Source organism: Microcoleus sp. OTE_8_concoct_300, from assembly GCF_031383065.1.
GTDB lineage: Bacteria > Cyanobacteriota > Cyanobacteriia > Cyanobacteriales > Microcoleaceae > Microcoleus.
The window spans coordinates 23,531-42,268 of sequence record NZ_JANMZH010000332.1 but is presented as its reverse complement, the minus strand read 5'-3'; the positions used below and the strand labels follow the sequence as shown (position 1 = coordinate 42,268).

16 protein-coding genes are annotated in these 18,738 nt (G+C 45.8%); 12 read left to right on the top strand and 4 right to left on the bottom strand.

The features are described 5' to 3' along the window. The first annotated feature begins 89 nt into the window (after nucleotides 1-89). The 5 genes from ACUVJL_RS15195 to serS all read left to right on the top strand — a co-directional run bounded on the left by ACUVJL_RS15195 (nucleotide 90) and on the right by serS (nucleotide 7,477). Nucleotides 90-1,136, top strand: a complete 1,047-nt coding sequence (locus ACUVJL_RS15195; protein ID WP_445246603.1) for an ABC transporter substrate-binding protein — start codon at nucleotides 90-92, stop codon at nucleotides 1,134-1,136. A gap of 181 nt (nucleotides 1,137-1,317) precedes the next feature. Then, nucleotides 1,318-2,865, top strand: coding sequence for a sugar ABC transporter ATP-binding protein (locus ACUVJL_RS15190; RefSeq protein WP_445246602.1), 1,548 nt, complete (start codon nucleotides 1,318-1,320; stop codon nucleotides 2,863-2,865). After that, nucleotides 2,862-3,866: an ABC transporter permease subunit gene (locus ACUVJL_RS15185; RefSeq protein WP_445246601.1), complete on the top strand. Its 1,005-nt coding sequence runs from the start codon at nucleotides 2,862-2,864 to the stop codon at nucleotides 3,864-3,866. Before ACUVJL_RS15190 ends, ACUVJL_RS15185 begins: the two co-directional genes overlap by 4 nt. 231 nt (nucleotides 3,867-4,097) lie before the next feature. Continuing rightward, entirely contained in the window at nucleotides 4,098-5,732 is a 1,635-nt protein-coding gene (locus ACUVJL_RS15180; protein WP_445246600.1) for an iron uptake porin, read from the top strand. Nucleotides 5,733-6,196: 464 nt separating this feature from the next. Beyond that, nucleotides 6,197-7,477, top strand: a complete 1,281-nt coding sequence (gene serS, locus ACUVJL_RS15175) for a serine--tRNA ligase (protein WP_445246599.1) — start codon at nucleotides 6,197-6,199, stop codon at nucleotides 7,475-7,477. A 446-nt stretch (nucleotides 7,478-7,923) separates the two neighbouring features. Here serS and ACUVJL_RS15170 read toward each other — a convergent pair whose 3' ends face one another. After that, nucleotides 7,924-8,943, bottom strand: a complete 1,020-nt coding sequence (locus tag ACUVJL_RS15170) for a hypothetical protein (protein ID WP_445246598.1) — start codon at nucleotides 8,941-8,943, stop codon at nucleotides 7,924-7,926. Nucleotides 8,944-9,189: 246 nt separating this feature from the next. On the opposite strand from ACUVJL_RS15170, the gene ACUVJL_RS15165 reads away from it, so the two are divergent. Continuing rightward, the gene (locus tag ACUVJL_RS15165; RefSeq protein ID WP_445246597.1) at nucleotides 9,190-11,058 is read left to right on the top strand and encodes a 3-oxoacyl-[acyl-carrier-protein] synthase III C-terminal domain-containing protein; all 1,869 of its coding nucleotides are present in this window, start codon (nucleotides 9,190-9,192) and stop codon (nucleotides 11,056-11,058) included. Further along, the gene (locus tag ACUVJL_RS15160; protein ID WP_445246596.1) at nucleotides 11,058-11,984 is read left to right on the top strand and encodes a DUF6999 family protein; all 927 of its coding nucleotides are present in this window, start codon (nucleotides 11,058-11,060) and stop codon (nucleotides 11,982-11,984) included. Before ACUVJL_RS15165 ends, ACUVJL_RS15160 begins: the two co-directional genes overlap by 1 nt. 123 nt (nucleotides 11,985-12,107) lie before the next feature. Here the strand turns inward: ACUVJL_RS15160 and ACUVJL_RS15155 are convergent, their stop codons facing one another. Beyond that, on the bottom strand, nucleotides 12,108-12,245 hold the full coding sequence (locus tag ACUVJL_RS15155; RefSeq protein WP_445246595.1) for a hypothetical protein: 138 nt from the start codon (nucleotides 12,243-12,245) through the stop codon (nucleotides 12,108-12,110). A gap of 317 nt (nucleotides 12,246-12,562) precedes the next feature. Between ACUVJL_RS15155 and msrA the strand changes: the two genes are divergently transcribed. The 4 genes from msrA to ACUVJL_RS15135 all read left to right on the top strand — a co-directional run bounded on the left by msrA (nucleotide 12,563) and on the right by ACUVJL_RS15135 (nucleotide 14,898). Beyond that, nucleotides 12,563-13,216 (top strand): peptide-methionine (S)-S-oxide reductase MsrA, encoded by a 654-nt coding sequence (msrA, locus tag ACUVJL_RS15150; protein ID WP_445246594.1) that lies wholly within the window; start codon nucleotides 12,563-12,565, stop codon nucleotides 13,214-13,216. 297 nt (nucleotides 13,217-13,513) lie between these two features. Beyond that, complete coding sequence (locus ACUVJL_RS15145) at nucleotides 13,514-13,819, top strand: hypothetical protein (RefSeq protein ID WP_445246593.1); 306 nt, start codon at nucleotides 13,514-13,516, stop codon at nucleotides 13,817-13,819. Nucleotides 13,820-13,940: 121 nt separating this feature from the next. Then, a complete protein-coding gene (locus tag ACUVJL_RS15140) occupies nucleotides 13,941-14,282 on the top strand; it encodes a YtxH domain-containing protein (RefSeq protein WP_445246592.1) in 342 nt (113 codons plus the stop codon). Between the two features lie 37 nt (nucleotides 14,283-14,319). After that, on the top strand, nucleotides 14,320-14,898 hold the full coding sequence (locus tag ACUVJL_RS15135; RefSeq protein ID WP_445246591.1) for a DUF948 domain-containing protein: 579 nt from the start codon (nucleotides 14,320-14,322) through the stop codon (nucleotides 14,896-14,898). 14 nt (nucleotides 14,899-14,912) lie between these two features. Here ACUVJL_RS15135 and ACUVJL_RS15130 read toward each other — a convergent pair whose 3' ends face one another. Together ACUVJL_RS15130 and ACUVJL_RS15125 are read right to left on the bottom strand one after the other, a co-directional pair. Beyond that, nucleotides 14,913-15,773 (bottom strand): Rpn family recombination-promoting nuclease/putative transposase, encoded by an 861-nt coding sequence (locus ACUVJL_RS15130; protein WP_445246590.1) that lies wholly within the window; start codon nucleotides 15,771-15,773, stop codon nucleotides 14,913-14,915. A 383-nt stretch (nucleotides 15,774-16,156) separates the two neighbouring features. Then, complete coding sequence (locus ACUVJL_RS15125; RefSeq protein WP_445246589.1) at nucleotides 16,157-16,660, bottom strand: helix-turn-helix transcriptional regulator; 504 nt, start codon at nucleotides 16,658-16,660, stop codon at nucleotides 16,157-16,159. A 440-nt stretch (nucleotides 16,661-17,100) separates the two neighbouring features. On the opposite strand from ACUVJL_RS15125, the gene ACUVJL_RS15120 reads away from it, so the two are divergent. Beyond that, complete coding sequence (locus tag ACUVJL_RS15120) at nucleotides 17,101-18,738, top strand: peptidoglycan DD-metalloendopeptidase family protein (protein WP_445246588.1); 1,638 nt, start codon at nucleotides 17,101-17,103, stop codon at nucleotides 18,736-18,738.

The following is an 18,738-nucleotide window of genomic DNA, read 5'->3' as shown; positions in this document are numbered from 1 at the left end:
TAAAATAAACACGATCTCGTACAATCATGTACAAAGAAAAGCCGCTCACCTAAAACATTAGGTATTCGAGCTTAAACCTAACAAAGCTAATGTTAGGTTGGCAACGTCATATTTACGAGCGACTCTCTCCAAACCAGCCTTCATTGGAGTTTGAGGTGAAACGAGTAACGATCGCACTCAGTCTTTTTAGTCTACTCAGCAGCACCCTGGCAAGTTGCACCGCAGCTTCCCAGAACGCTCAAAACAGCACACAACCAAGCAACTCCGAACTTTCATCAGTTGCTGTAGCAGTCCGCGACCTCGGCAATCCATTTTTCGTACAAGTTGGCAAGGGCGCTGAGGCCGAAGCCAAGAAAATCGGCGGTGCAAACGTGAGGACAACTCTCGTTTCCAGCGGCGACGATTTAAATCAGCAATTTAATCAAATCGAAAACTTTATTGCCTCTAATGTCGGCATGATTGTACTCAATGCTGCGGACACCAAAGGCATTGCACCCGCTGTCGAAAAAGCCAAGCAAGCCGGAATTCCGATAATTGCAGTTGATACCGCCGCCGAGGGAGGCGTTGATGCCACAGTTACTTCAAATAACGTGCAAGCTGGCGAAGTAAGCTGTCAATATATAGCCGATCGCTTGAAAGGAAAAGGCAGCGTTGTGATTATCAACGGGCCTCCCGTCGCTTCAGTCGTCGAGCGAGTTCAGGGGTGCCAGAGTGTCTTCTCCAAATATCCCGATATCAAGGTTCTTTCCAAAGATCAGAACGCAGAAGGCAGCCGCGATGGCGGATTGAGAGTGATGAGCGATGTCCTTACTTCCTTCCCAAAAATTGATGCTGTTTTTGCAATTAATGACCCCTGTGGCATTGGTGCAGAATTAGCGGCCAAACAAGCACAAAGAAGCGAGTTCTTTATTGTGGGAGTCGATGGTGCACCTGAAGCTTTAGATGCCCTCAAGCAGAACAACAGTCTATTTGTGGCTACAGCAGCTCAAGATCCATTTCGCATGGCAGCCAAGGCAGTTGAAGTCGGGAACGACATTCGGAAAGGAAAAAAGCCAGCCAATCCAAACATTCTGATTCCAGTCGCGCTGATCGATCGCGAAAACGTCCATCAACATAAAGGCTGGACAAGCGAGTGACCTTCTTCGTGTCAAATTAAGACTAAAACCCTTGAGGAATCCCGTTTTTTCCCGAGTCTAGATCCCCCTAAATCCCCCTTAAGAAGGGGGACTTTGAGAAGAATCTTCTCCCCCCCTTAAGAAGGGGGGCTAGGGGGGATCTAAGTTTAATAGTCAAGCAGATTTTCTTACGGTATTTGCGATGGTAAATAGCACTCAAGATTCAATTAAAACTAAGCCAGTCCTCGAAATGCAAGGTATTAAAAAAACCTTTAACGGTTTTGTAGCCTTGCACGATGTAAATATCACCGTTTACCCGGGCGAAGTCCACGCCCTCATGGGGGAAAACGGCGCGGGTAAAAGTACGCTGATGAAAATTCTGGCCGGAGCCTACATAGCCGATGCAGGCGAAATCAGAATTGACGGCGAAGCTGTTAAGATGACCGACCCCGGTCAAGCCAGAAATTTAGGGATAGCGATTATTTATCAAGAACTCAATCTCGCCCCTAATCTGACAGTTGCTGAAAACATTTTTATGGGCAGCGAGCTGAAGAAAGGAGGTACATTTCTAGACCAAGATGAAATGCGGCGTAGGGCCGCTGAGGTATTACAAAACCTCGATGCAAATTTTGAGGCTGGAGACCTGGTTTCGACACTTTCAATTGCTGAACAGCAGCAAGTGGAAATAGCTAGGGCGCTCAAAGACAACAGCAGAATTTTAGTGATGGACGAGCCGACAGCCGCGCTTTCAGACCGGGAAACAGATAAGCTTTTTGAAGTGGTTCGCCGCTTGCGGAATGAGGGCATTGCTATTATTTATATCAGCCACAGAATGGCAGAAATTTATGCTCTTGCCGATCGCGTGAGCGTCATCCGAGATGGCGGGTATATTGGCTCTCTTGAAAAGCACGAAATTTCGGCCGAACGCCTGGTGGAAATGATGGTGGGTCGTTCTTTACAGGATTTGTACGAAAACAAGCATCAAATAACACCGGGTGCAGTTGTTCTTGAGGTAACAAATTTAAGCGACGGCCACAAAAAAGTAAAGTCAGCCAGTTTTCAACTTCATGCGGGCGAAATTCTGGGTTTAGCGGGTTTAGTTGGCGCTGGCAGAACAGAACTTGCCCGCCTAATTTTTGGTGCAGATCGAAAGACAAGCGGTGAAATCAAACTCGAAAATCGTCATCTCAATGTCTCGACACCCAATGAAGCAATGGCAGCCGGAATTGCTTACGTGCCAGAAGATCGCAAGGCTCTAGGACTATTTTTGGAGGCAAGTTCGGGTGAAAATATCACCATGAATGTCCTCGATCGAGAAGCAAAAGCTGGCATTATTAACTCAAATTTTCTGTTAAAAATTGTCAATGATGCTATTAATAATTTGCAGATTCGCCTTGCAAGTCCGAGCATCAGGGCAATGGATCTTTCTGGGGGAAATCAGCAGAAGTTGCTGCTAGCCCGTTGGTTGGCTATCAACCCAAAGGTACTTTTGCTAGATGAACCGACGCGGGGTGTGGACATTGGCGCAAAAAGCGAAATTTATCGAATTATTAGCGATTTGGCAGCCAAAGGTGTAGCTATTTTGATGATTTCCAGCGAACTGCCGGAAATTGTCGGGATGAGCGATCGCGTCTTAGTGATGCGAGCAGGAAGCCTTGTCGGTGAAGTAGGCGGATCGACTGGGGAAAAGATTACGCAAGAAAACATTATGGCTTATGCCACTGGTGCAAAAGAGGTAGTAAAATCATGAGTCAAACGCAAACAAAAACCAGCAGAAGTTCAGGGAGCGATCGGCAGAAAGCGAGCAAAGTCGTAGCTTGGAAAAAATTCATCCAAGTTGCCGGTATCCTGCCGATTTTGGTTGCCATCTGTGTGATTTTTTCCCTGGTAACGCCCAACTTTCTTTCCTTAGGAAATTTTATCAATGTCATTCGGCAAGCATCAATCAATATTGTCCTAGCTACTGGCATGACTTTTGTGATTTTGACTGGCGGAATAGACCTTTCTGTCGGGTCAATTTTGGGCGTGACGGCAGTTGTCGGGGTGCTGGTTTCTTTAGTTCCAGGTCTGGGTTGGTTTGCCGTACCGGCTGCGTTAATAGCCGGAGTCTTTTTGGGATTGCTTAACGGCTCGCTAGTTGCCTATTTAGGTTTGCCTCCGTTCATCGTCACCCTCGGTTCTTACACAGCTTTGCGGGGAGTTGCTTATTTAGTCGCTAACGGCACTACCGTTATCAATAGAAATCTGAATTTTGCTTGGGTAGGTAACAATTATGTCGGTCCAATTCCCTGGTTGGTTATTATCGCTTTCCTCGCAGTTTTAGCGAGTTGGTTTGTCTTGCGGCGGACTGTTCTCGGGAGGCATATTTACGCGGTGGGAGGCAACATTCGGGCAGCACGATTGACAGGTATTAAGGTGAGTCGGGTGCTGTTATTTGTCTATGGCGTGAGTGGGTTGCTTTCTGGTTTAGGTGGAATTATGAGCGCGTCGCGCCTCTACAGTGCGACGGGGATGTTGGGGCAAGGCTACGAATTAGATGCGATCGCTGCTGTAATTTTGGGAGGAACGAGTTTTACAGGTGGGATTGGTACTATTTGGGGTACTTTGCTCGGGGCTTTAATTATTGCCCTGCTCAACAATGGACTAACTCTCATGAATGTGTCTTTCTTCTGGCAGTTAGTTGTGAAAGGTCTGGTGATAATTATCGCAGTGACGATTGACAAAGTTCGCACCGGTTCAAGCGCAGCGTAGGGGAAGCAAACCCCCCCTGCCCCCCCAAGGGGGAAAAGGAAGAAGGAAGTTCGGCAAAGGATTCTGTAACGAATTTAACGGATGTAACTGAGATATTGCACCTTTCTCAATTACTTGTTTAGGAACGGGCAAGATGCCCGTTCCACAAAGAGTGAATTTTATTGTGGAACGGGCATCTTGCCCGTTCTTGAAAATGATGCAAGATCGGGTCTTTATGCGGAGCTTTGTCCTATGCACATCCAGCATTTTTATCACCTGATTACTGCTTTTCTCCTGGGAACACCGGGTGTATTTCTACTAACATCATCCCCAAGTTTGGCGGTTCCCATTGATAGATTAGTTGCTCCTGAACCGTTAAATACCTTGGTAGAAAAACCCTTCGCGCAGGTGAATTCTGTCTCTAAACTCTCGGATGTAAAACCCACTGACTGGGCGTTTCAGGCGCTGCAATCTCTAGTAGAACGCTACGGCTGCATTGCCGGTTATCCCGACGGCACCTACAGAGGAAACCGGGCGATAACGCGGTACGAATTTGCAGCAGGATTGAATAGCTGTCTCGATCGAGTCAGCGAACTAATTGCCGCAGGAACAACCAACCTGATTACTGGGGAAGATTTAGCGATCGTCCAAAAACTCCAAGAAGAATTTGCCACTGAATTATCGGTGTTGCGGGGTCGAGTCGATACTCTAGAGGCACGCACAGCACAACTAGAAGCGAATCAGTTCTCCACGACAACTAAGCTGAATGCGGAAATTATCGTGGTGGTAACAGATACCTCGGGCAACCGTGTTGGGGATTCGGACGATCGCACCAACACTATTGTTGCCAACCGGGGCCGATTAAATTTTGAAACCAGCTTCACCGGTCGCGATATGCTGAGAACCCGTTTGGAATTCGGCAACTTGGGCAGGAGGATTGCCGATGAGACGGGTACAAATATGACGGCCTTGAACTTTGATGGCAATACCGACAACACAATCACCGTCCCTCACGTATTATATGTAACGCCGCTGACCTCTAATCTGGCGCTGACCGTCGGCCCCACAGGTGTTGGGTATCCCGATATTACGGATTTGCTGACTCCTCCCACAATCGCCACCGATAGTGAGGGAATTCCCTCGAAGTTCGGACAATACAATCCCCTCTACCGCCGGGGAGGTGGCGGTGCTGCTGTCAACTGGACGATCGTCAAAAACCTCACCCTGACTGTAGGCTATATAGCAGGAAATCCCAATCTCTCGCAGTCAAGTAACGGTTTATTCAACGGTTCGTACAACGCTTTGGTTCAGCTTGCCTACCGGCGCGATCGCGGAGCCATTGGCGTAGCCTATTCTCGTACCTTTGCACCAAGCGGTAAAGCCGATATCACAGGCGGTACGGGCAGTTTTCTGGCTGCGCAACCGTTTGGGAACAATATTGCTACATCCAGCGATTCTGTAGGTGTACAAGGATTCTACCGCCTTGCTCCCCGCTTCCAAGTTCACGGTTGGGTCGTTTATACTCGCGCCAATGCTGAAAATTCCGGTGTTAGCAGCCTTTCTGATGGTAGAGGTGGCTTGATTGTGCTAAATGTTGACGGCGGCGATCGCGCTGATATTGTGTATGGGGCGATCGGTATAAGTTTCCCAGATGTCGGAGGTGAAGGCAACCTACCCGGGATTTTGGTGGGTTTACCAGGTCGGGTGACGAGCAGTAATGTGCGCCGCGAGCGAGATACTTCCTATCACATTGAAGCCTTCTATCGCTTTCAGGTAAACGACAACATTTCCATCACCCCTGCTGCTTGGGTCGTTGTTAATCCTGAGAATGACAGCCGCAACGACACTCAATGGGTTTGGTTGCTCCGCACAGGCTTTAACTTTTAACGGGAAAGATATTTTAGTAAGCTGTCGCGCATTTAAATTGTATATTCTCCGCGGGCGGGACACCCCACAAGACTTTGATTTTTTTTTGACATACAGTTTAAATGCCGCAACAGCTTAACCTAGTCCTGGACGCAAAAACCCAGTTTCTTAACGTAATTGCCTCATTTGAGATGACTATCGCGAGAAACCGGGTTTTTTAGACGGATAATGGATCCAGGACTTCAATTCCATGCCACAACAAAAAACCCCTGCCATCGCTGGCTGGGGTAAAAAATTATCAGGGTGCATCTACTAATATTTGCCAGTATAGCATACCTTTGTGGGGTGTGACCCTTCATGGGTAACACCCAACGGCAACTTTTCATCAGAATAAGTTATAATTGAGTTGGTCAATGATTGACAAAGCTTCTATATCATCGGGTTTTGTCCCAGCCGCTCTAAAATTTAAGATTTAGAATAAATCTGTGCTAGACCTCAAATTAATCCGAGAAAACCCGCAAGCCGTGCAACAAAGCCTCAACCTGCGCGGAGGTAACTATGAAATCGAGCCGATTTTGCAACTAGACATACAGCAGCGGGAGTTGGAAGGCAAGCGATCGCAACTGCAAGCCCGCAGCAACGAAATCGCCAAACTCATCGGCCAAAAAAGAAAATCGGGTTTACCCCTCGAATCTCCCGAAATTCAAACTTTGCAAGCAGAAGGCAACGAAGTCGGCACCGAGTCAAACCAACTGCAAGCAAAGGAAAAAGACCTAAAAGCTCAAATAGAAGCTTTATTGCTGCCGCTGCCAAACTTGCCGGGCTCCTCAACGCCGATCGGCAAAAATGAAGAGGAAAACGTCGAAATCCGGCGCTGGGGAGAGGAATACATACCCCAAAATCCCGATATTTTGCCCCACTGGGAAATCGGCGAAAAATTAGGAATTCTCAACTTTGAACGGGCAGTAAAAATCGCTGGTCCCCGCTTTGTCACCTTAATTGGATCTGGTGCAGCCCTGGAAAGAGCGATAATTCAATTCATGCTCGACCGCCACACAAAAGCCGGTTATGTAGAAGTCATTCCCCCATTTTTAGTTAACACCGAATCCCTCACTGCTACGGGTCAATTGCCAAAATTTGCTGAAGAAAGTTTCAAGTGTGACCAAGACGATTTGTGGCTGATTCCTACTTCCGAAGTTTCGGTTGTCAATTTGTACAGAGGTGAAATTTTGACAGCCGAACAGTTGCCAATTTATCACTGTTCTTATACTCCTTGTTTTCGGCGCGAAGCTGGCAGTTACGGCAAAGATACGAGGGGATTAATTCGACTGCACCAATTTAATAAAGTTGAATTGGTAAAACTGGTGCATCCGAGTACCTCCGAGGCAGAACACGAAAAGTTAGTGCAGGATGCTGAGGGAGTTTTGCAGGCGCTGAAATTGCCTTATCGGGCGATCGCACTATGTACAGGCGACTTGGGTTTCGCGGCAGCCAAAACCTACGATTTAGAGGTGTGGCTGCCATCTGCTGGCAAATACCGCGAGATTTCCAGTTGTTCCAACGTCGCAGATTTTCAGGCGCGACGGGCAAATATTCGCTTTAAAGAAACGGGGAAAAAAGGGACTCAATTCGTTCACGCCCTTAACGGTTCCGGTTTAGCTATAGGCCGGACAATGGCGGCAATTTTGGAGAATTACCAGCAGCCGGACGGGACTGTAAAAGTGCCGGAAGCCTTACAACCCTATTTAGGTCGCGAGGTTTTGTAAACAATTTCGTAGTGAGGGCTTCAGCCTTCATCGAAGAAGAAATCAGGACTAAAGTTCTTACTACGAACCAGTTAATTAGGACTAAAGTTCTTACTACGAAATGAGATTTAATATTAGATCAAATCCGGTGGCATCGGAATTGATATTACCGACAGTCAGGACAGGGGGGCGTGCCGTTTTCCGAAAATTAATCGAGCGATAGTTACATCTTTTATCCAGGAAGATTGATTATTTTGGGGTAGGGAAACGGCACGCCGCCGTGTCCAGAGTTGGTGGCAGTCAACAGTCATTAGTCATTAGTCATTAGTCATTAGTCATTAGTCATTAGTCATTAGTCAACAGTCAACAGTCATCAGTCAACAGTCAACACTCAACACTCAACACTCAACACTCAACACTCAACAGTCAACAGTCAACAGTCACGGACGGTGCAACCGGAATTGATATTACTTACAGTTTACCAATGTTTCCTTGATATCCAGCGCCAAAAATCTATCCAATGCTAGATAAATCCAATAAACAGATGACTGACTATCGCTGCTAGTCTTATGAAATCCCAAAGCCAGGGCCTGTTTTTCGTACAGGGGGTGAATTATCAGCGTGTGCAAGTCGCAAAGATTGGGAAAATCTGTTTGCATTTCAACTAAAACTTTCTGTGTGTCTTCGAGGAAAGCAATTCGGTATTCTGACAAATACTGCGGATCTATCATCCAACTGCGGATAAATACTGACTGGCAATTTTTATCTCCTGGTAGCGCCATATTGAAAGGATCGATATCGGAAAGTGAACTTAAATGAAGGCTTTTGCTAGGAGCGTTAAAAAAATTTACTTCTGATTCGCTAGCGGTGGGATAAAGTAAGTAAAACCCGACTGGGTTGAGATTATCGCAGCGGCGCAAAACTCGCATTCCTTTTGAGTATTGACTAGCCAAAAGCCGGAGGATTTTAGCAATCTTGTAGGGAACGGCGTTAGTGTTGCGGTTCATCCAGTTGTAATTGGTGGCTAATAAATTTGCGACGGGAATCGCGTCGCACCGAGGGTTGAAATCATCTAATTTGAGTTTTACCGGATTTGCCGGCGACGCGACATCTAAAATTTCTGAAACTGGTTTAATTTCAATTGCCGTAGCGTTACCATCAAAGTGTTTGGCGATCAATCCGAGTGCTGCTAATTTATCTAACATCATTCCGGCCGCGCGAGAGCTCCCGCGATCAGAATCGCAGTAAAATAGTTCGGCGGCTTCCCGGTGAGTGCACTGCACTTCTGTTGCTGGCAATTCGAGTTTCGCCAGGGGTGGTTGGAGACGGGGCTGGCTTTCCTGAAGCTGTTTCACCAATAAGTAAATCCACAGCCTGATAAAGCATTCAGCCCTAGTGCGGGTTACGCCTACTCGTTTCATCAACAGTGAAACAGCCGTGCGGCGTTGAGATGGAGAATACCAAGTATCTAGTTTTGCAATATCCATTTCAGTCGAGAAGCAGCGAAGGAACTCTAGTTACATATTGGCTCAATTACAAAAAACTTCACCCTGCTTCCGGTTACTTGTTGCTGCTGCTGCTCAACTTGCGTGATTTGGGCTGACTCTAGAAGATAGCTGGTTCCTCCTTGCAAGTTCACTGCTTCACAAAGCACCATTAATTTTAGATATTTTCTGGCTTGATTTAAGAAACCAACGAACCCGAGTAAATTAGCAACTTTAGAGGTTTACGCTATGTACAGTGCTTATATCAATCGGATGGGAAAATTTTTGCCGGGAGAACCGATTAATAATGATGAGATGGAAGAGTATCTTGGCAAAATTGCCTCGCGCCCTTCGAGAGTCAGGCAGCGAATTCTCAACAGCAACGGCATTCAACAGCGCTACTACGCGATCGACAAACAGCAGCAAACACTATATTCTAACAGCAAAATGGCAGCGTTTGCCGTCCGTGACGCGATTTCTCAGTCAAATCTGGAACCAGGGGCGATCGACTTACTGACCTGCGCTACCACTTTACCAGACTTATTAGTACCGGGATTTGCCAGCACAGTACACGGGGAACTTTCCGAATTATCTCCCCTAGAAATAGTGTCCACTCAAGGAGTTTGCTGTGCCGGAGTTAGTGCTTTAAATTACGCCGCCTCTCAAATCGAACTCGGCAAAAAACAAACAGCAATTGCCGTCGCTTCCGAATTTCCCTCGCGCCTGTTCAAAAACACCAAATTTGAAGCAGAGACTTCGGTGCAAGCGGGCAAATCCCTGCCTTTCGATACAGAATTTCTGCGCTGGATGCTCTCCGACGGTGCCGGAGCATTGTTGCTCCAAAACCATCCTAACTCCAGGGGAATTAGTTTAAAAATAGAATGGATTGAGCTAATTTCCCACGCCAACGCCTATCCTGTTTGTATGTATTCAGGATTAGCAAACGAAACATCAACTAAAAGCTGGTTGGATTATTCCTCCTACCTCGATGCAGCCACAGCGGGAGCTTTTGACTTGCGGCAAAATATTCGCTTGCTGGACAATGTAATGAAATTAGGTGTTGAAGGTTGGCTGCGGTTGATTAAAGCCGGGAGAGTTTGTCCGCAGGAAATCGACTGGCTGCTGTGCCACTATTCGTCTCACTTTTTCCGGGGACAAATTGTAGAACTTCTGGCACAAGCAGGCTGCATGATTCCTGAAGAAAAATGGTTTACCAACTTATACAGTCGGGGAAATACAGGTTGTGCCGCCATTTATTTAATGTTAGAGGAATTGTTCAATTCTGGCAAGTTGCAGCCTGGACAGAAAATCTTTTGTTTCGTGCCGGAAAGCGGCCGCTTTACAACGGCATATATTATGTTAACTGCTGTGGAAAATACCCATAAGCCTATGAGTTCTCAAGTTTCACATTTTCATGAGGTTCCCGAAGCTTCGCCTCTCGAAAGTGTAAAATCGGCACACCCCAACTCTCCGCAAGCTTATTTGTTGCGGGAGTTAGCATGGATTTGGCTGAAGTTTGAGCGCGAAATTCGTTCCGTTCCTATTGTCCGCAAATTGTACCGGGGAGAGTTTACAATAGAAGATTATCAAACTTTGCTGTGCAATCTCCGGCCACAAGTTGTAGAGGGAGCTCGCTGGATTGCTCGCGCTGCTTCTAACATGAGTGACTTTCGCCTGCGATCGACTTTTATCGGTCATGCTCAAGACGAACACCGCGACTATCAAATGCTAGAACAAAATTATGTTTCTGTGGGCGGCGATTTATCGAAAATTGTGGAATATGATAAGAATATTGGCAGCGAAGCACTATCAGCTTTTATCTTCCACCAAGCATCGCGGGACAATCCGGTTGATTTAATTGGCAGTATGTTTATTATCGAAGGATTGGGAAATCAGTTGGCGGGAAAGTGGGCAAAACAAATTCAAGAAACGCTCGGTTTGCAAGATGAACAAGTATCGTTTTTAGCGTACCACGGCTCTAATGACGAGTCCCATTTAGCCAAACTGGAAAATTTGATTAATGCCGAATGGATGACAGATGATATTGCCCGCCGCATTGTCAAAACCGCTCGCGTCACTGCTCGTTTATATTTGCTGCAATTGGAGGAAATTCGCTAATGCAAAAGCTGCAAAAACAAGATATCGAAAATCTCCCAGATGAGCGAAAAATTCCTTACGCTACCAAACCCTACAACCGCCGAGATCCGAATGTTTGGGATGTGCTGTTTTGCGATCGAGCTATTCCCGTCGATTTAGTGGCAAAAGCATACATGATGCGGGATTTGCAAAACTGGACTCGCAATTATTTACTTATCCCGATCAAAGTAATTGCTAACTTGTTGCTAGCGGTAATTATGACAACAAAGCGCCTGTTGCCATTTCAATTTCGCGCTTACACTTTAATGCACAAATCGGCTGCATTTTTCCTAAATAACTTTGTCTCGCCAGAAGCTTGTTATTTAATTGTCCGACACATCTGCATCGGCTCCAACATTATCAACTTCTTGATTGACAACGGCCCCGACACCCAGATAGAAAAGTCAAAACTTTATCCGCGCACTGTTAGCGATTTAGCTGAGAATGCGTTTCTCGAACACGACTTAATTCTCTATAACTTTGTCTGGGATTACAACCAGGCCATGCTCACAAATCCTAACTGGTTGCAAGTAGTCAAAAAACGGGGAATAAATTATGATAGCATTCAACCAGTAGAAGTTGCCATAGATTTTGAAAAACGCAGATGGCTAAACATTCTGGATTTAGAATCGGCGATCGAATTGTTTAAAGTCTTTTATTCTCTGTGTTTGACTAGCGACGAATTTGCTCGAGCAGTGATGTCGCTTCAGTTAGATGAAAACTTCGGAGTGTACGTCAGCGAGATTACCGGAAATTGCGACTGGAATCATGTAATTGTCAATCGCCATCCCCTAGCGCCCAACAGTCCGTTTAATGCGGCCCGCGACTTGTTTTTGCACGGAATAATTGCGGAATATCTCTATCGGTATTTGGAACTGCAAAAAGAGATGAGAAATGTTTCAAAGTAAGGTGCTTAGGTAGGTGCAAGGTAAGCACCTTACGAATATAAGTAGGGCGTCCAATAACTTTTTGCGTAAGTCCTGAAGTTTGAAAGAATGGTTAATTTTTAGGTCAAAAATTAATATGAGAACTCAAGCGGCTGCTAGCTGTGCTTGTTCTGCTGCTTTGGGCCAAATCTGATTTACCACAATCCACTTGCCTGTAATTGGGTCGCGGTAAGTAATAAACGGATTAGATTTTAAAGGTTGACTGCAAGGTTTAGCGGCCATTTCTACACACTCCCAATAAATGGTATTGAATAACTACTACAACACCATACCTTTAATAATCGGCTGTTTTGCCTAAAATCAGCGTGATTTATACCTCAACAATAGGTGATATTTTAGGTATGCTTTGGTGACATAGACCACTGCCTAAGGTGATTTAAAACTGCGTTGGCAGTGAGCAGTATCACCAAAAACCTTCCGTAACAAACATCTGTCTTCTGGCTTTTACCTTCTACCTTTAAGAGGGCCACTATTTTCAGTATATATCTGATATTATTAAGTAAGGTAAAGACGTTTATCAGAGATCCCCTCACAAACTTATGGTGCTATTTGGATTTGGCAAAAAGTCGAGCCTGCCCTCTCCCCAAGAGGCATTGCCGGGACGGGCAGAGTCGATGTCGGTACCGACAACTCACTTTGTTAACGGCAATCCGCTCAAACCTCCCTTTCCAAAAGGCATGGAGACTGCCTTGTTTGGCTTGGGCTGTTTTTGGGGAGCGGAACGCAAATTTTGGCAGCAAAATGGAGTTTTTTCGACGGCTGTTGGCTACGCAGCCGGGATTACTCCAAATCCTACTTACAACGAAGTTTGCAGCGGGATGACGGGACATAATGAAGTAGTTCTGGTTGTGTTCGATCCGAAAGTAATTAGTTACGAAACGCTGCTAAAAGTTTTTTGGGAAAGTCACAATCCTACTCAAGGAATGCGTCAGGGTAATGATTCTGGTACTCAGTACCGATCGGGAATTTACACGTATTCAGCCAGCCAAAGGCAGCTAGCTGAAGCTGCGCGCGATGCTTACCAGCAGGCTCTGACGGCTGCAGGTTACGGCAAGATTACTACTGAAATTATTGATGCTCCTGAGTTTTATTACGCAGAAAGCTATCACCAGCAGTATCTTGCTAAAAACCCGAACGGTTATTGCGGTTTGGGCGGTACTAAGGTTTGTTTGCCTGCTATGTCTCAGGCTTAAAACTTTACGCGCTTTAGGGAGAGGGACACATATAGCTTTCTCAGTAACATGAGGTGCTCATAGGGCATAGGGCATAGGGCATAGGGCATAGGGCATAGGCATAGGCATAGGCATAGGACTCGCCCTCATACCTCACCACGCTTGAGAACCGCTATAGTTTAGGACACAAGAATGTTTTGTCCCTACACAATAAATCTGGACAAAACATTCTTGTGTCCCTACAAAATATCCGGTGGAGCGGGCTTATAGCCCGCCCTAAAAAGCCGAATATGTTAGTAGTTTAAAAACAGGTAATAAATGCTGACTGCTGTTGTAATTATCAATCTACTAATATCTGTGGTCTGCTTTTATATAGCTGCGAAGGTGGGGAAAATCCGGCGGACGATCGCAGGTTTTGAAATGCGGATTGCAGCTATGGAACGCCGCAGCAGCAATGTCCTCAGCAAATCGCCGGATTTCCTTGCTAAAAGGCAGCAAGGTACCCGCCAACTGCGACGGCGCTATCAACAACTGGAACTGCAACTGCAACAGGTTCAGCAACTTTTGGGATTGCTGGGTTTGGGACGGATGTTTTGGCTCCGGCGCGATCGACCTTTGAGGTAAGCTATCCTAAAACTGCTGCCCCTGCTGACTCCCTAGGATTTTCAACAAGATTTCTACCTTTGCAAAGGGCTGCGATCGGGCAAACGTCCCTAAAATTAGTCTATGGAGAGAAGTTATAAAAATGTCAACTAAACGTTCAGGATTATTTATTGGCGGTTTGCTTGTGGGTTCTGCGATCGGGGCCGTGACTGGGTTGCTGATGGCACCGCGAACGGGCAAGGAGACGCGACAGATATTGAAAAAATCGGCTGATGCTTTGCCGGAGTTGGCGGAGGATTTATCGACTAGCGTGCAGTTGCAGGCCGATCGACTTTCTGAAAGTGCAATCCGAAATTGGGACGAAACTTTGATGAGACTCAAAGAGGCGATCGCGGCCGGTTTGGAAGCGACTCAGCGGGAACGCCAAACACTGGCGGAAACTGAAGCCGAAGTCAGTCCCCCGTCGCGCCCTCCCATCCGCTAAATCACATGAAATCCTCAACCCCAAATCTTAGATTCAAGTGAGCGATCCCATATTTTGGCTAGGACTTTCGATTTTGCTAGTAGCAGTTAGCCTGACTGCTGTTTTAGTGACTTTAATACCTGCGGTGCAAGCGCTGGCCCGGGCGGCCCGCAGCGTGGAAAAGCTCGCTGATACGCTTTCTCGCGAGTTTCCGCCGACTTTGGAGGCGATTCGGTTGACGGGGCTGGAAATTAGCGAGTTGACGGATGATGTTAGCGATGGGGTGCAAAGTGCGGGGGAGGTTGTCAAACAGGTCGATCGAAGTATTGTTAGCGCGAAAAAGCAGGCGCAAAACGTGCAGGTTACAACTCGCAGCGTGGTGAGTGGGATGAAGGCTGCTTGGAAAACTTTAACTCGGAAGCCGCCGATTTCTGGGACAAATCGCCGATCGACGGATAGATTATCCCCCAGTCAAAGAAGTGCGCTTTCGCTGAGGGATTCGGGTTTGGAGGACAGGTATTCTGGGGGTTACGGTGCGGGTACGAATAATGGGGAATCGCCCAGGTTGAGGAGTAGCGAGGGTTCTGGTTTGCCGGGGGATGCTGAAGATTTTGAGGAAGTGTCGAAGGATTCTTGAGAGTCGATCGCTTTTTACCTTGCTTGTTTCAACTTTTGAATTTCCTCCATAGTCAATCCTGTTGTTTGACTAATTGTTGCTTCATCTAACACATCCAGAAGTCCTTTGGCAATGTCGATCGCTTTTTCTTTCACAGCCTGTTTCACAGCTTTTGAAACAGCCTGTTTCACAGCTTTAATAGTAGCATTCCGCTGGTCTTGTATGTAAATTTCCTGATGTTCTAAATCTTCCAACTCTTCGCGAGTTAAATCAGCGCGATTCGCAACTTCAAAAGCTTTCTGAATTGCCTGGACTTCTCCCATCTTTTCCGGTACAACTTCTAAACTCCTGGCATTTTTCAGAAAATAGATCCATTTATCGGTTAGAGTTTCTAATTCCTCTAATTTTTTGTCGAATTTAGGTAATTCAACAAACACTAACTCGATATCGTAAATTAGATAGTCAACCAGATAATCTCTTTCTTTGAGGACAAAGCGGGAAATTACTTTGTCGAGATTGGGAAACATTTCAAAGTCAGTAATAGTTAAGGCGATTATCGGATTTAGTAGCGTGTAATCTTCTCCCGTGTCGAGTTGAATCGAATAAGCTTTAGCAGCATTGTACAAAATCCGCTTTTCAAAGCCTTCTACATTCAATACCTGCATTTCGATAATGACTGTTTGCTCGTTATTCAGCTTGGCTCGGATATCTAAGTAAGAATCTTTAACTCCTCTAATTTTGGGGGCTTGATAGGGATTGAGGATTTCTAAAGATTCGATCGCAGAATTACCTTGGTAGAGAATGGCGTTGAGAAAACTGATGAGGATTTCTTTGTTTTGTTCGTCGCCGAATATTTTTTTAAAGGCAAAATCTGTTTTGGGATTGATAAATCTCATTTTTGAAACCTCGACTGTGAAGGAATCGCTCTGGATTAAGATTATAGCATTTATGCTCTTTGGTTGAGGATATGATTAGAGCGCAAAGCTTTTCTATAAGATTGGTGGTTGAGGGGCGATCGCCTAAAATCATCAATAACAAAACTTATGGACTCCGACAAAGAAACCGGGTTTTTTACCTGATCTGCGGGTAACAACGAAGTATCTCGGAAAAAAACCGGTTTCTGGACTTATGGACTCCGACAAAGAAACCGGGTTTTTTACCTGATCTGCGAGTCACAACGAAGTATCTCGGAAAAAACCCGGTTTCTGGGCCCCATCGTAAGTATTATTAGGCCGATCGCCCTTCAGTTAGATTAGTTACTCTAGGGGCGATCGCCCATCTAACCGTCTTTATCCAAGTCTTCTGTTTTTGGAGCTTCTGAAGTTGAGGGGAATGTTAATTGGATGTTAATATCCATTGATATTGTACTTTGCTCCAGCCAACCTATATTAACTATCTTTATTAATGCTTCTGTAGGTACAGAATTATTTATTTTAAATTCAGGAGAAGACTGAGTTTTATATCCGGCTTCCTGTAGCCGATCGCAAATATTGCGCCAATTTCCTACAGGTTCGTTAGGTACATCTGCGATTTTTTTAACATATTGGTATAAAGTTTTACATAAATAAACCTCTGCACTTTTGGAACTCTGAAACAGTTGGCGGGCGATTTCGGCGGGACTGCAACCGGAAAGCAATCCTCGGAGGTAGAGTTTTTCTGTTTCTGTTAGTCCCCTGCGCGATCGAGGTGAGATTTGGCGTTTAGCTTCTGCAAAAGCTTGGTACAGCCTTTCTAAGTCCCAGTGTTTGGCGGCTTCGGCAAATAAATCTTCTTTTGATGCCATTGTCGGGTGTGTTGAGATGTGGCTAACGACAGCATAACCAAAACTGCTAGCGTTTGTTAGTTACTTGCTAGCTGTGCTGATTGTATTGTTATATACATCAGATATAGTTGAGTTTGTTGGGGCGGTGTGACGCCGAGTAGGAATACTCAGAGTCAGTAATGGGCGCGATCGCTTCAACTCACCTCAAAGCTACTATCTGCGAACGTCTGACAACGTTAGGTAAAGTTTCGTAAGAAAAACGCCATATTTTGCATAAAACTTGTGGACTCAGCCTGATAGATAAATAGAGCTTTAGAAGTACCGCTACTGTTGCGGTTCATCGGGGCTAAGGGTTCATTAGGGCGATCGGCTGATCGGCTTTTACCACAAAGAGTTTATTTAATCCAAGCAAACACAGGGCAAGTCTATGTACTTGTCTCTAATCAACACGGGAGAATAACGTGTCTAATTTTTTCACGCCTGAATTTAATAACGAAAGTGCGATCGCTCCTTGGAATGCCAGCCTAGAACCGACTAAGGCTATTATCCCGCAGCTAGATGCTAACCGCGTCCTAACCGGGGGTGTTAGTCAGGAAGTTAATATCCCGACTTTAACGCCAGAAGCCTATGACAATATCATCTTGCCTGACGATTTGCTAACCCGGATGGCTAGTGCAGTGAGCACGGACTCCAACAGCAGTTTACCGGATAGCTCTGTCGATTTGCTAACAGGTCAGGCGATGTCTGAGGTTTATGGGGATCTGAGTAAGTTTGCGGCCGGGCCAGATTTCGTGGCTAAGATGAATGTGGCTTTTGGCGAAAACTGGGATGCTGCGGGTGCGAAAGCCTTAGCCGAAGGATGGTTTCATGGGGATTTTAGTGATATCCCGCCTGTGAAGGTTGTCTCGTCTGCTGAGATTGGCGGGGCGAATGGGGCTTTTGCAGCGGCGACTAATACGATTTATTTATCGAAGGAATTTTTGACTCAGAATGCGGCGAATCCGGCGGCGGTTGCGGATGTTTTGCTGGAAGAGATAGGACACTCTGTTGATGCGCGGTTGAATGTTACGGATGCACCGGGAGATGAGGGAGCAATTTTTGCGGCGGTTGTTCAGGGGAAGGAGTTGAGTCAGGGTGAGATTCAGGGGTTGAAGAGTGAGGACGATACTGCGACTGTTCTATTAGATGGACACCAATATCTAGTAGAGAAGCAGTTGAGTTCATTTCCGATCCAAGGTAGCATTGGTTCTTTTTACAACAGAAATCCAGCTATAGCTCAGGCTTTGGGTCAACCTACGGGTGCTGAATACCAATTTGTATCTAGTAAATGGCGACAAAACTTCCAAAACGGTGCAATATTTCACTCAGCCCAGGGTACTTACTCTGTTCGCGGTAGTTTGGGCAGGCATTACCTGAATTTAGGAGGCCAAAATAGTCAGCTAGGCTTACCTACCAGTGAAGAATCGCATATTGGCAACGGTAATTGGCGACAAAGTTTTGAGAAGGGAACTCTAGAATGGCTGAATAATGGTACGGCTAAAGTCACGCTTACAACACAACAAACTCTGCCTCGTCTATTTTCTAATCCATCACCTTCTAATCCGTTACGAGGATTCGCTCATCCTTTGGGTCAAAGCCAACCAAGTCCGATTACTATTGGGAATCATAATCAGTCGTTTGGACAACAATATGCAATTGACTTAGGCGCTAACTCGGGTGGTTATTTTGGCGCACAAGTATACGCAATGCGTTCCGGAACAGTAGTTAACTGGAATGATAGTACCCCTGACAAAAGCCGAAATTTGAGCAGTATTGATGATGGCAGGCAAGGAACAACTGCTAATTTTTTAGTAGTCAAATTGGATGATAATGACGGTGTAGATGACGGTTATCGCACCATGTACTTGCACTTGCAGCAAGGCTCAATACCATCGAAATTCAAAAGAGTTGGTGCGCGTGTAGAAACAAATGAGCCAATAGGAAAAGTTGGTTACAATGGTATATCCCAGGGAGTTCACTTGCACGCAGAGGTCAACAAGCTTAATGGAAATCAGAACAATATGTGGCAGAGACAAACCATGGCATTCCAATGGAAATAA